At 67.1% G+C, this 13,068-nt stretch carries 11 protein-coding genes and 3 pseudogenes; 7 read left to right on the forward strand and 7 right to left on the reverse strand.

The features are described 5' to 3' along the window. Nucleotides 1–151: 151 nt before the first annotated feature. From OHB49_RS44965 to OHB49_RS44975, 3 genes are read right to left on the reverse strand one after another with little or no spacing between them, the layout of a single operon-like run. Nucleotides 152–328 (reverse strand): hypothetical protein, encoded by a 177-nt coding sequence (locus tag OHB49_RS44965; RefSeq protein ID WP_329167406.1) that lies wholly within the window; start codon nt 326–328, stop codon nt 152–154. A 4-nt stretch (nt 329–332) separates the two neighbouring features. Continuing rightward, nucleotides 333–548 carry a hypothetical protein gene (locus tag OHB49_RS44970; RefSeq protein ID WP_329167408.1) on the reverse strand — a complete coding sequence of 72 codons (216 nt, stop codon included), beginning with the start codon at nt 546–548 and terminating at the stop codon, nt 333–335. 41 nt (nt 549–589) lie between these two features. Then, nucleotides 590–997, reverse strand: coding sequence for a DUF6221 family protein (locus OHB49_RS44975; RefSeq protein ID WP_329167410.1), 408 nt, complete (start codon nt 995–997; stop codon nt 590–592). Nucleotides 998–2,103: 1,106 nt separating this feature from the next. On the opposite strand from OHB49_RS44975, the gene OHB49_RS44980 reads away from it, so the two are divergent. Continuing rightward, entirely contained in the window at nt 2,104–2,244 is a 141-nt protein-coding gene (locus OHB49_RS44980) for a hypothetical protein (RefSeq protein ID WP_329167412.1), read from the forward strand. Nucleotides 2,245–3,936: 1,692 nt separating this feature from the next. Further along, nucleotides 3,937–4,247 (forward strand): annotated as a pseudogene (locus tag OHB49_RS44985) (lamin tail domain-containing protein); the annotation flags it as partial. 55 nt (nt 4,248–4,302) lie between these two features. Here OHB49_RS44985 and OHB49_RS44990 read toward each other — a convergent pair. Further along, nucleotides 4,303–4,515: pseudogene (locus tag OHB49_RS44990) on the reverse strand (nucleotidyltransferase domain-containing protein); the annotation flags it as partial. 57 nt (nt 4,516–4,572) lie between these two features. Here OHB49_RS44990 and OHB49_RS44995 point away from each other — a divergent pair. The 4 genes and pseudogenes from OHB49_RS44995 to OHB49_RS45015 form a co-directional block, all read left to right on the forward strand. Then, nucleotides 4,573–5,102, forward strand: a pseudogene (locus tag OHB49_RS44995) (helix-turn-helix domain-containing protein); the annotation flags it as partial. Nucleotides 5,103–6,519: 1,417 nt separating this feature from the next. Continuing rightward, the gene (locus OHB49_RS45005) at nt 6,520–7,128 is read left to right on the forward strand and encodes a carbonic anhydrase (RefSeq protein WP_329167415.1); all 609 of its coding nucleotides are present in this window, start codon (nt 6,520–6,522) and stop codon (nt 7,126–7,128) included. 8 nt (nt 7,129–7,136) lie between these two features. After that, a complete protein-coding gene (locus tag OHB49_RS45010) occupies nt 7,137–8,606 on the forward strand; it encodes a SulP family inorganic anion transporter (RefSeq protein WP_329167416.1) in 1,470 nt (489 codons plus the stop codon). A 664-nt stretch (nt 8,607–9,270) separates the two neighbouring features. Further along, nucleotides 9,271–9,588, forward strand: a complete 318-nt coding sequence (locus OHB49_RS45015; RefSeq protein ID WP_329167417.1) for a YaaC family protein — start codon at nt 9,271–9,273, stop codon at nt 9,586–9,588. Nucleotides 9,589–9,631: 43 nt separating this feature from the next. Here the strand turns inward: OHB49_RS45015 and OHB49_RS45020 are convergent, their stop codons facing one another. Together OHB49_RS45020 and OHB49_RS46125 are read right to left on the reverse strand one after the other, a co-directional pair. Beyond that, a complete protein-coding gene (locus OHB49_RS45020; protein ID WP_329167419.1) occupies nt 9,632–10,879 on the reverse strand; it encodes a hypothetical protein in 1,248 nt (415 codons plus the stop codon). Nucleotides 10,880–11,282: 403 nt separating this feature from the next. Beyond that, nucleotides 11,283–11,525 carry a DUF6233 domain-containing protein gene (locus OHB49_RS46125; protein WP_443079739.1) on the reverse strand — a complete coding sequence of 81 codons (243 nt, stop codon included), beginning with the start codon at nt 11,523–11,525 and terminating at the stop codon, nt 11,283–11,285. 698 nt (nt 11,526–12,223) lie between these two features. On the opposite strand from OHB49_RS46125, the gene OHB49_RS45025 reads away from it, so the two are divergent. Next, nucleotides 12,224–12,748 carry a hypothetical protein gene (locus OHB49_RS45025; RefSeq protein ID WP_329167421.1) on the forward strand — a complete coding sequence of 175 codons (525 nt, stop codon included), beginning with the start codon at nt 12,224–12,226 and terminating at the stop codon, nt 12,746–12,748. Between the two features lie 109 nt (nt 12,749–12,857). On the opposite strand, the gene OHB49_RS45030 is transcribed toward OHB49_RS45025, so the two are convergent. Continuing rightward, nucleotides 12,858–12,998 (reverse strand): hypothetical protein, encoded by a 141-nt coding sequence (locus OHB49_RS45030; RefSeq protein WP_329167422.1) that lies wholly within the window; start codon nt 12,996–12,998, stop codon nt 12,858–12,860. Nucleotides 12,999–13,068: the final 70 nt, after the last annotated feature.

The following is a 13,068-nucleotide window of genomic DNA, read 5'->3' on the forward strand; positions in this document are numbered from 1 at the left end:
CGACGGCCTGACAACCCCAACGGGGTCGTACAGGCCGACGTCACGCAGGCCCCTGGATTAACCAACAGCGTCCGTGTAGGCGGGGCCGTCATGTCCGCATGTCTGGGCAGACGGGGGTTCAGGGTCGGTGTGACACGGTCTCGTTGATCGTTCAGGCGGACTGCTTGGTGACGTGGATCCGCTCGGTCTCGTCGAGGTCGACGATGGCTCTGCCGTAGTAGTCGTGGCCGTGGCGGGTCAGTTTGCCGTGTGGGAGCCACTTGCGCATGGTGGCGGGTTTGACGTTCATGCCGAGCTGGGCTGTTGCGGTGTCAGCGAGTCTGCTCACAAGTTCAGGGTGCCGCTTTCTGTGCGTGGCGTGCTCCGCCGAGGCGGATCGCCAGGCAGATGGTGTCCTCGTCGGGGGCGGTGATGTTGCCCAGTTGTCCAGCCAGGCCAGTGAGGGCTTGCAGGATCTCGGTGAGCGCGGGGTCGGCTCGGTCGATGAGTCGGCCCGCCGGTTTGAGGTTCTCGGGGTCCAAGAGGTGACCGGGTATGTTCTCGTACATGCCGATCTCCTGTGAGGTCCGTGGCGGGACTGGCAACGGGGTTACGGCCGCCAGTCGTCGCGGTAGCCGGGGTGGTCGGCATAGGGCAGGGCGAGCATCTTGATCACGACGGCTCCGGCACCCTCGACGCGGAGGTACTCCTCACGGCGTGCCGTCTCAGCGAAGCGGCGCAGCTTCTCGTAGTGGCCGATGGCGGTCCGCTTCGCTTCGACCACGGCCAGGATGCGGGCCGGGTCATGGCGGACGATGTGCAGCGCGTCGGCCGTCGACTCGAATACCGAAGCCTCACCGCCCCAGCATCCATGACAGAGCACCGCAGACTGGTCGGCCCCGTAGACCAGTTTGGCGTAGTCCCCGTTGTCGACCGACCACGGGCCTTCGGACGCAGCGCCCGACATCTTTTCGTCTTCGTCGAGGCGATCGCGGAGGAACTCCATCAGGTCGTCCACGGGGGCATCCTCTCGTCAGTGGCGGAGCGGGGGGTCGTGGTCTGTCTATGGGTGGGGATCCTTCGGGGGAATGGTGGCCCCGTCTCCGGGTGCCTTTTCAGCGGCAGGGCCACCTCGGGCCGCGGGACTGGGGCGCGGCATAGACGTATGCGCGCCCCAACGGCCCGGCCTCGTCTCCGGTCGGGGCCACCGTCAGTTCGTCCTCGATGGGGAGAGGACGAACTGATTCAGGCGGGCGACCGGAGGAAGTTGGCCACCCTTTTTCCTGTCGTCCCCACGGAGTCAGGAGCCTTCATGCTTAATACGGCGGCTGTCTGTGCCGAGTTCAGGCCTGTGAGGTGTGATTCCGGTGCCTCGTGCTGGATTGAGACCGTGGCAGCCCTGAAGTGCTGTCAGTGGCTGAGGGGCGGGTAGGGCGGCAGGGACGGTCGTGGCTTCGGTCTGGCCAGAGGCTACCCACTCTGAAATGGGGCGGCTCTGCCTCTGCGAGACGTGTCAGAGGCAGGGCCGCCAAGGGCCAGCACCGAGTGGCCCTTGGCCTCGGCGGGGAGCGCGAGGCCAACTGCATTTCACCCTCTATGCGTAGGGAGGGTGAACTCAGGCGGGCGGCCGGTGAGATTCGGCCGCTTTCCTGTCGCCGCCCAAGGTGACAGGGCCTACATCGCCTAATACGGCGGCTGCCCGTGCCGGGTTCACGCCTATAAGGATTATTTTCGCGGCCCTGGCGGCGACCCGCGGGCGGCAGCTCGGCAGTGCTGTCAGTGGCTGTGTCTGGCGGGTACCACCAGCCGCAGATCTCGCAGAGGAAGTCGTAGCCGAGGGTGCGGATGAGGGCATGGATGTGGTATCGCATTGGGGCTCCATTGGTGGTCTACAGCCCGGTCTACGGGCGGTCTACGGCCCCTTCTCCGCCTGGCTGACCTGCGTCTACACCTCGGAAGGGGTGCCTACGGGTGCTAGGGAGAGGAGGGCGTCGAGGTCGGTGCCTTTGATGCCGCTGCGGCCGGTGGTCTCGCCGATGCGCAGGCTCTTGGTGATGGGCACCTAGCACCGGTTGAGGAGTGCGCGAAGCCGGGTGTCGTCGAGGTGCGGGCGGCAAGTCGGGCTTGGAATTCGTCGTACAGCTGTCGGAGGTGGATGCCGGGCCCGTCGCCGATGAGGTGCTGGATGCCGAGGAGGAACCGGCGATTCAGCTCGACCTCGGTGAGGGGAACGGGCGGCCGGCCCGCCAGGCGCTGATGGCGTAGACGCCGGCCGCGAAAGCGAGGAGGCGGGGCTCCTCGTTCGCGGTGCGCCACAGCATGAGCGCGCCGAGGCCGGTGGTGCGGGCCGTGACGGTGCGGCCGAGTGTGGGGTGGCCCCCGGTGATGGGTTAGGCGCCGAGCCGGGCCCATTGCTTGAGGTGGCCGCAGGCGAACCGGCGGGGGTGGATGCGTTGGGCGGACCACCAGGGCCTCCCGGTCCCGAACTCGGGGACGGGAGGCAGCTCGAGGGTGTCGGCCTCGGACTCGGTGGCCGTGCTCAGGCGTTGCTGGCGAAGGTAGCTATCATCTGGGCGAAAGTGCCGAAGAGTTGGCCGACCATGCCGCCGATCTGGCTGCGGACAGGGAGAGTCCGAGGCAGACGAAGCCGGGCATGACGTGGACCCGCGCACAGCGTCAGCCGGATCCGTCACGACTACCGGGCGTGGCAGGAGAAGGCCGAGGCGTACGTGCGCGAGCGTCGCGGCGATCAGCTGATCGAGATCGCCCTGGACAACGGTGCGCATTTCCTCGACGGGGCGGCCGCTGCAACCATGCGGCCGGCTGCCGCATGGAGTTGATCGTGCTGGGCGTACGAGCTGCCGACAGCCGTCTGGGCATCGCGGCCCGGTGCGCCGAGGTGGCCCGCATGGGCGGCACACCGCGGTTCACCTCGACCACCGCCCACGAGGTGCCCTTCCGCGTTCTCGCCGATGTAGTCCGCGCGGCCGAGGACGAGCTGGGCATAGTCGACTCTGTCTCTGTCATCCGCGGGGACCTGACGGCTGTATACCGCAACGAGCGCACCCCGGGGCGGCGCCTGGGTGCAGCCTCCCCAGGGCGGGCACGCGGTGAAGGTGGAACAGCAGCGCCGGGTACGCCCCGGCCGAAGTCGGCGCAGTTGCTGGCCACACTGCAGCAGGTGCAGGGTGAGCTGCCGCAGTATCGGTCGGATCTGGTCGAGATCGCCGCGCTGGCCTGGCCTCTTATGCTCGTCCACCTGCAGCCGCGTGCCCTCGCCTCCACGGTCTCTACGGCGGCGCTGCCCGTCCTCCGTCATCGCCAAGGGCGCACATGCTCCGGCGAACCTGTGTCAGGTGGTGGCGAAACTTCACGGGTTCGAGGACGCCCTCTCGCTCCTGCTGGTGATTCGGTCCGGGGCGAGGATCACCTGCTGCTGAGACCAGCAGTCGGACTGGCGGGTCGCCACTTCGGCCCCCACACTGCTCGCACACGAGGTTGGGACCGTCAAGCCCGTCGAGTCGACAGCATCCGGCGAGGCGCCCCGTGGCGGTATGTAGCGTTGTGCCCTGGACATCGTCGGGATGAAGTGCGAACCCGCCTATCTCGGTGCTGACGGCGAAACGTTCCGCGGGGCATTCGGGGTGGGAGGAGGAAGCGGTCTCCGCGCTTGTCCTGGGTGACCCGGTGGCGGCAGGGTACCGGTCAGCCTGACCTGCCCGGCACCCGCCTCCACACCCGGCCGAAAACCGCATCACAGAAAGGGCGAGGCAACACGAGGAACAGCCCTCCGGAGCACGGAGTCAGATCGGCCACACGACTCACCGTACCAGGGTCAGCAATGTCCCGGACAAGAGGCTTGCAGTTGTAACCAGAGGCTCGTCATTTTCCATGCGCTTCTGCTGCTCATCTCCATGATCGAGGGGGACTTTGTTTTGCGCGCCCATGCCGTAATGGCTGTCGTTCTCTCGGCCGGGCACGCTCGCTGCTCTGACCGCGCTCCCGGCCCAGGGGGCCGAATACCTCTGTACTGAAGGTCCGCGGCAGCCAGTACGACGCACCCGGCCCGGACTTCAACAAGGGTTCCTTAGGAGTACCTGACGGTCAAGAACTACTCGTCCGCCACGACCGTCAACCTCAAGGGCTACGTCAAACTCCGTGGCGGCAACGGCGCCGACTCCGACGCCAAGAACGTCGTCTACCGCGACAACTGCAACTCCATGTGGAACGACGACAAGCACACGATTTACCGCCACAAGCCCTCCGGCAGGGCTTCCGGCATGGTTTGGTCGGCGAGATGAGCGATCTCACTGCGGACAGCTTCGGCATATGGGTCAGGCTCTCCACGAAACCCGCCGCGAGAGGGCCACCGGCACAGCGGCTTTCTGGTCCTGGCGGTGCATCAAGTCCAGGTCCCGATAGTCTCGGGTCTGTTCGTCGATCAGAGCGTCGATTCCCCATCCCCCACCGATCCACACATCCACCTTCGTCCTTCCGTAACAGAGCCAGGACGAACAACACGTCATCAGCTGTCATCACTCGACGCAGGCCGAAGCGTGTTGCAGAAGGCTTTGAGCCGGGCATTCCCCTCGCATGGGTGCGGTATTGAGTGCTGAGCCGTTAAGGGTCGAGACGTTCACCGGTCTGCGGATGCGGCAGTTCGACGGGCTGCTGAAAGCTGTCCAGGAACGAGGTGGTGATGGTCCGCGGATCGGTCGTCCGCGGTGCCCGCCGCTGGCGGAACGGGTGCTGACAGTAGCTGTCTATACCGCACGAACCTCACCATGCGGCAGCTCGCACCGCTGTTCGGGATCTCGCCGGCGACCGTGTGCCGGGTGATCCGGCGACTCGGTCCTCTCCTGGCCATCGAACCGGTCCGACGCCCGACCGATGCCACGGACCGGTTGTGGATCGTGGACGGCACACTAATCCCGGTGCGTGACCGGCAGGTCGGTGTCTCCAGCTGCGACCGACGGTTCTCGGCGAATGTGCAGGTCATCATCGACGCGGCCACGAAACTGGTCATCGCCACCGCTCGTCCCGCGCCCGGCAACCGAGCAGACGCCCGGGTATGGAGAGAATCCGGCCTGACCGAACACTGCCAGGACGTAACCGTGCACGCTTTCAGGCCTGTCCCGTAATCCCTGGCGGGCCCACGACGACAGCTACGGCACCTCGCCGCGTTGTCGGAACGCCCGAATACGCCCAGTATGAGGACGCACCTCCGCCTTGCGGTGCACCGCATCCGACGCCGCGCGCCGATCCACCAGGGATTACGGACAGCCCTCAGAAGCGCCCACCCCGGGCAGCGAACGATTCCCCTCGGGTGGGACAGGACAGGCGAGGCGGGCCAGCTGTGGGGCAAGCCTGCAAGTAATGGTTTCCTGGCGCCTGTAAAGAGGGTGTGGTGGTGTCGCTTTTGGCCCCAGACGTCGACGCTTAAACGGGTAGCTTCCGATTATGGCGATTGGCCCGGACTCAGAACGGCTGGCCCAGCCTGAGATGTCTCTGCCGCATCCCGAGATCACGTATATAGGGTGTGCTCGGTGCGGGACTCAGATCGCTGGTCTCGATGGCCGGTACGCGTGTGCGGGTTGCGGCTGGGTCAACGACTGGTCCGAAGGCCACAGTCCGCTCCCCGAGACCGGGCGCCAGGCGTGAACTTTCCTCTCGCTGCGGGGCTCTGCCGGTCTGGAGCCGAGGTGGGAAGCATGGCGGCCGGCTGCCCGTGGCACGGGAGACCGGACCAACAAATCCGCGGTTTCGTCGACCCCTCAACTCATTCCACCACCCACTTAACCTAGCGGTATTGAATCAGAAACGACCTGCCGCATGTCGAACCGAGGAACCGCAGAGCAGCGGAATCGCCAAGGGAATGTGGCATCCGTGGCGGGATTGCTTCGGTCGAGTCGGTTTGGGATGCGTGAATTCAACAGCCATGCGGACGTGGCCCGTAAGGGCAGTATCGGTGCACTTTTGTGCACAGAGGCTGTACGTCAAATAGACCTTCGGCCATCGAGACGCACTTGTTAACGTCCCGTTTACTTAAAGCGTTCGCAAAGCGAGGCTAGTGTCTGTGTAAAGTATGGGGGCGACCTCATCCGAACGAGGCAACTGCCAAAGGTGATAGGGGAGTAGAGCATGCCGCTACGAGCGTGGCGCTGCTGCCCTGCCTGTTGTCGACCCTCAACTGCATCTGCCGAAACTGTTTCTGGAAGGTGCGGAAAGCGTGCGGAGTGCCGTCGCCGACTCCAGAGCATCACACAAACGTCGGGGACACATGCTTTGCCGACCGCCAAGGAACTCTGCTTAAGGGGGCAGATTTCACCGCTTTGGCAGCGTCTGTCTCTGGCGCCTCTCTCCACTGTCCAGGCATCCCTCAAGTCTTCCGACGCCCGGCGCGAGTGCTGTACGCCTGCGTGACGACAGGTGGTTACTGACACCGACTTCTTTTTTCCTTCTTCTCGCATCAGAAAAGCTCGACTACATACGCCCCCCGTCTGCGACGGCAGGCGCCGGGGCGCAATGGAGGACACCCACATGAAGACCTTCATCGACCACGCCCGCGACTTCCGAACCCGGATCGCCGAACGGTACGAGGAGCGCGAGCGGTTCGCGCGACTCGCGCACGGCCAGGCACCGCAGGCGCTGTTCATCACCTGCTCCGACTCCAGGGTCATCCCCTCCCTGATCACCGGCGCCCAGCCGGGCGAACTCTTCGAGCTGCGCACCGCAGGCAACGCTGTACCGGCATACGGCGACGGGCAGGGCCGCCCCGCCAGCGCCGAGGCCGCCACGATCGAATACGCGGTCTGCGTGCTCGGCGTCGCCGACATCGTCGTGTGCGGGCACTCGCACTGCGGCGCGGTCGGCGCCAAGGCGCGTGGCGACGACCTCGCCGCCGTCCCCGCCGTACGCGAGTGGCTGACCGAGCAACTGTCCGACGGACTCCCCGCCGACGACGGCCCGGACGTCGCGGCGGCCGTGCAGCGGCACGTACGGGCGCAACTGGCACGGCTGCGCGGCTATCCATGCGTGGCCGAGCGGATCGCGGCCGGGCAGCTGGGCCTGCACGGCTGGTTCTACGAGGTCCACACCGGGCTCGTGCTCGCGCACGACCCGTCCGTCGACGCCTACCTCCCCCTGTGAGCCGCGGCATGCGACCTCTCCATCAAGCGGGCCGGCTGCGCGCGGACTTCACGGCCTCCCTCGTGGTCTTCCTGGTCGCCCTGCCGTTGTGCGTAGGTGTGGCCGTCGCCTCCGGCGTGCCGGCCGAGCTGGGGCTGATCACCGGCATCGTCGGCGGTCTGGTGACCGGATCCTTACCGGGCAGCAGCCTGCAGGTGTCCGGCCCGGCGGCCGGGCTGACGGTTCTGGTCTACGAGGCGGTCCACGAGTTCGGGCTCCCGGCGCTCGGCGTGCTGGTACTGGCCGCGGGCGTGCTACAGCTGGCCATGGGCGCGCTGCGGCTCGGCCGCTGGTTCCGGGCGATCTCCGTGGCCGTCGTGCAGGGCATGCTCGCAGGCATCGGACTCGTACTGATCGCCGGGCAGGTGTACGCACTGGCCGACGCCAAGGCGCCCGCCAGCGGCTCGGCCAAGATCGCCGGAATGCCGGGTCTGGTCACCGCCACCGCCGGGTCGGGGACCGCCCTGACCGCGCTCGCCATCGGCGGCGGGACAGTCGCCGTGCTCGTGCTCTGGCCAAGGATTCCCGGCGCCGCCCGGCTGCTGCCGGGCCCTCTGGCGGCGGTCGCGCTGGCCACCGGGGCGGCCGTCCTGTTCGGCCTGCCAGTCGCCCGTGTCGAGGTCAAGGGCCTGCTGGAGGCCGTACAGGCGCCGGGCGGCCCGCCGTTCGCGCAGCTGGCGAGTCTGCCGGTGATCGGCACGGTGCTGGCCTTCACGCTGATCGCCTCCGCCGAGAGCCTGTTCAGTGCGGCCGCAGTTGACCGGCTGCACGACGGGCCACGTACGGACTACGACAAGGAGCTGATGGCCCAGGGCGCGGGCAACGCCGTCTGCGGGGCGCTCGGGGCCCTACCGATGACCGCAGTGATCGTGCGGAGCGCCGCCAACGTCCAGGCCGGGGCCCACACGAAGTGGTCGCGGGTGCTGCACGGCATGTGGCTGCTGCTATTCGCTGCGCTGCTGCCTGGCGCGCTCGGGGTAATCCCGGTAGCGACGCTGGCAGGGGTGCTGGTGCACGCGGGGTGGAAGCTCGTCCCGGTCAAGGATCTGGTGACGCTATGGCGCGAGCACCGGGGCGAGGCGGTCGTCCTCGTGGTGACGGCGGTGGCGATCGTGGCCGCCAACATGTTCGAGGGCGTGCTGATCGGTCTGCTGATGGCAGTGATCAAGACAGCGTGGGAAACCTCGCACACGCATGTCGAGATCGACGACAAGGACGGAGGCCCCATCGTCGTGCACATCCTCGGCAACGCCACCTTCCTGCGGCTGCCGAAGTTGCTGGACCAGCTGGAGTCGCTGCCGCGCGACCGCGCCATGGAGCTGGACCTGCGGCGCTTGCGGCATCTGGACCAGGCCTGCGGCATGGCACTTGTCGGCTGGGCCGAGCGGCACAACGCGGAGGGAGTGACGCCGGTGAGAGTACAGCGAATGCCAGCCTGACCTGTTGCGGCATGTAAGTTCCTGAGGCGGCCCGGCCCCGGCCCTAACACCGGTTCCGGGCCTGCTCAAGGTCATGTGATCCTGCGTCCGCCTCTGCCGACTGCAGGGTGCAGGTCCTTGCGGTGGGCGAGGCGGGTCGGCGAGCTCCCTCGCGCGGCGGGGGCTGGACAGCGCGCGGGACTACGCCGCCCCGAAGCTGATCTGCGCGTGGCCGTCGCCGTCGGCGATGTACACCACGGCCTCGCCGTCCAGGATCACGCCGGGCGGGAGACTCATGGCGTCCAGGGCGAGATCCATCCAGCGCTGACGTCACGGCCGCTCCGACTGCAGTCGGACGTTATCCCGGTGCGCCACAGCACAGTCCGGTGGGCTTCGACCTTGATCTCATACGCCCACGGCCCGATCGGCAGCTGCGGCACGGGCCGCGCTGAGGGACCGGGCCCTGCAGTGAAATTCACCCTGCGCCGTCAACTCGCCAGCGGGCAGCGTCCCGGGCTATGCACATCGATCTCGACACCGCTCAGGCGTGGGAGCGGCTGCGAGCCGGCCGCTGGAATCCACCGGGCAGAGCCGACGCCGGCTCCCGCCGCAAGCTACGCGGCAGACCTCGAACAGGCGGAGCAGACGTTCCGGGCCGCCGCCGCTAGGAACCGCGACCCGTCCCATGCAGGTCTTCTACGGCCTCACCCAGGCCGGCCGCGCCATTGCGGCCGCCGCGGTGACCCTCAAGGGCCAAGACTGGAACCTCGCCTCCCACGGTATCAAGGCCACAGGGTTCCACCTGCCCTTCCCCGACATCGAGATCCGCACCGACCAGCCCGGCACCCAGGACAGTTTCGTGAAGGTCAGCGAAGTCCTCGACTCCCCGGTGTGGCAGAGGGACCCGGTGCGCTCGGAGGACGTGTGGGCCTCTTGCCCCCGAACCACCGCTACCCCCTCACCGCCAGAGATCGGCTCACTCCGCTGTACGCGGACGAAATGAGTCTGGGCACGCACGAGCGCTCTCTGCTGAGCGTCCACGTGTGCTACTTCCCCAACCGGTCATCGACGCCGGCACCCGCGGTGTGCTCGGAGACCAGGGCTGCGATGGCCAGGTGGGTCTCATCGTGGCATTCACGGCGGGCGAGGGACCGCTGGAAGGGCAGCCACTGCTGGTGCTCTGCGTTCGAGTGCTCGACGCAGATTCGCTCGGAGGACTGCTGCTTGCGGGCATCCTTCCAGGCGGTGATCTCCTTGGCCGGGGCGTCTTTCTGCTGTACAGGGGTGGTGGGCTGGCTCTCGGCGTTGTGGGCAGGGACAGGCGGGTCCAGAAGCGCCCGGGCACGCTTGGAGCTGAGACTGAGGCGCTGCAGGGCTTGAGCCCGGCCCAGGCCGAGACGAGTGAGGAATTCGATTTCATAACGCAGTAGTTCAGGTGTCCATACCCGGGTTTGTCTGTGTGTGCGAGTGCCGGACGGGAATTCGGCGGGATGGTCGATGGTGTGCTCTTCCCAGGCCAGTGGTGGCGCCCAGCCCTTGTCTGCAGCGCGCCTGCGCCCTGTGACGGAGGGGCCGGGGCGATGGGACAGTTCGCTCCAGGCTGCCAGGACCGAGCTCCGTTGAATCGAGGTAGATCTCTGGGTGCGGAGCAGATCGCACAGGGACCTGGGTGTGGTGCCCCCGGCCCGGCCGATGGATGCCAGGGTCCAGCCGAGAGCGCACAGGGCCTGGACACGTCGTATCAAGCCGGTGGTGGTGACGCCTGCGTGGCGAGGGAAGGCTGGTGCCGGCAGATCGGTCACTGCCAGCACTCGTGCCGCGATGTTGCGGTTGATACCGCGCGCGGGGTCTTGGGCGTGGTCGGCGAGAGCGGCGGCAAGGGTGGAAGGATTGACGCCTGCGGTCCGGGCGATGAGCGCGAGGCCAGCACCGTCGTAACGCAGTTGGAGATGGCGTACATGGGTGGCGACGGGTGCGGCATCGACAGTGTCACAGCGCCGCGCTTGTCCTTCGGGGAGAGGAGCGCCGCTGCCAAGGGCGAGGAGCCGATCGGCGGCCGAGGCCTGGATGCGGCGGGAGCGCCCGGCCTCCACGTCTTTGAGCGCCGCTGCCAGCGTGCTCGGTGTCATCCCCGCTGCCCGCGCCAGCACGGACATCGACAAGCCAGGGTGGGACGTCATCAGGTGGCGGATGTGCCGCATTGCGGGAGCAGCGTCGGTGGACCGGCCACCGTATCCGCATCCGGGCTGCGGCAGATCGGCCACCCCGACCGCCAGCAGCCTGTCCGCCAGCACGCGCGAGACCGCCCGACCTTCACCACCACCGCGAGCCGCATCATGCAACAGCGACTTCACCGTCGAAGCGGCCACGCCAGCACACCGCGCGACCGCCGCCACCGACACGTCCGGACGCTGCTCCAGCAGACCCTGGACATGAACGAACACCGGCCGCGCGCTGACGCGACCGTTACCCGAGGCAGGGATGGAAGCCAAAGAGTTAACCAGTTCGTGGGACACGGGAGCAGCCAGGCATGGGCGCGGGCACTCTTCGCCCGCCGCGCGGCACTCACCGGCCCGACTTTACACAGCGGATCCGCCGACTGCGGCGGGGATACCACCCGTTCAGCGGCGATGTACTCCTGCCGTCGCTGATAGAGGGCGGGGATTGTGATCGGGCGGGTGCGTGGTGGGTTGTGCGTCATCGAGGCAGGACAGGCGCGATCGGTACGGGTTGGCCTCGTGCCGCCTCAAGGAGACGGGGCTCGTCTCCACTAGCCAGGGACCCCGCTGCGTCGCATTCTTTGCATGCTGTTGTGCGAGGCTGGCCAAGCCCGGTGAGGGCCTGTTCCCGGTTCAGCCTCTGTCCGCCGGGTGCGCAGCCGATGACGTGGACGAGCGTGGCGCCTGGATGGCCAGGTCGATGTGGCAGATGGTGAACCATCCAGGCCGGCTCCACATTCCTGGTCAGGACGCTGGCTGCCGAGGACAGGCGATAGTGGGTACCTGCCCGAAGGAGACACCCAGAACAGGCGTGCTTGCGCGGGACTTATCCAGGCCCGATGCTCGACCGGTTCCACACCATCGCTCGCGCTGCCCGGCCACATCATGACGCCGATGTGATATCGCCAGCCGTCCCGCACCTGCCGACGGGCATGAAGCCGCGCTCGTAGCTCCTGGCTATCTGGCAGCACGACAACAATGGGCGGCGGCTGAGGGCTCTCGTCCTGGTTCACACGGTCACACCGCCGTCAACGATGACCAGGGCCCCTGATGGGCAGCTGATCTCTCCGAGCCTGAAGATCTCTTCCATGGCGCGCGAGTCTACGATCGCCCCTCCGGCCGCCAGCATGCGCATCAGGACGATCCCGAGACATGAATGCCCGGGCTTGAGTGAGACGCATCGGCTCTCAGTGTCTCAGCCGAGTCCGGGCACTGCAGGTCAGGGCCCTGTCACGCCCGAACTTATCTGAGACAGGACACCTGCGCTTTGCTGGACACCTACTACTCATCTGCGCGTCGCACCGAGTGATTCATGCCTGATGCAGCAACAACTCTGCTATGCACCGGCGAGGGTCTCTGGCGCCGCTTGTTGCCGCAGCTAGGCTCGGTGACATCAAGCGTTGGATCACGATCAGGTTGGTGCAGTTGAGCATGGCCGACGTTCGCGACGCATCCTCAGAAGACCTGGGGGCCTACCTGACAACCGCCGAGTGCGCGGAGGCTCGCATCGCCTCCGAGATCCTCGGACCGATCCTGCAGCGCCAGTTCAGTAGACGGCTCAGCTACCTGCGCCGGCACTTTGACGACCGTCCTCGGAAGGCCCGCGAGATGCGTGCCTGGCTTCCGGCGCTTGATCCTTGTCGGCTACGCCGCTTCGCTGAACTGTCCGCCTTCGAGGCCGCAGCGCCGCACATCAACCCAGACACCGACTTCAGTGACTGGCAGTTTGGATGGAACCTCCTTCGCGTCTACCCCGGAGAACCTCCCCAGCAGTACCGGCCTGTTGCTGACCAACTGCGGACTCTCGGCCTGGTTGCCCGCCGCCGCAGCGCCTCCGGCGACCTGCCATCGCCAGTCCCCGCACAGCATCCGCCATCGCCTCGAATCGGCCGAGCCCGACGTGTGGCTTCCCGGCCGACAACCACCCTGGCCTCAAGCGATTGAGATGAAGCCGGGGGAGCGGACGACACACCGACAGCGACGGTCCTTGGCGTTGGTTGAGGACACCACGACTCGCTGAGCGGTGCTGCTGCGCAGTATTCGCACGACGTTGTCAGTCGTCGCCGTAGAGGGTGCGGATCACCTCGTTCCACTGCTCGGGCCGGGTCGCCTCGCAGCCAGGGCAGCACCGTCGGCTGATCTGCTCCCGCTGAACGAAGGGGGACTGGGAGGAGCGGACTTGGTACACGCCCACGAGCAGGAGCAATAGTCAAGAGTTGTGTGGATCACCTGGGAACCATGAGGAACGGAGCCGAAGGTTCCGG

Origin of the sequence: Streptomyces sp. NBC_01717 (assembly GCF_036248255.1) — a bacterium.
In the GTDB taxonomy this organism is placed as follows: domain Bacteria; phylum Actinomycetota; class Actinomycetes; order Streptomycetales; family Streptomycetaceae; genus Streptomyces.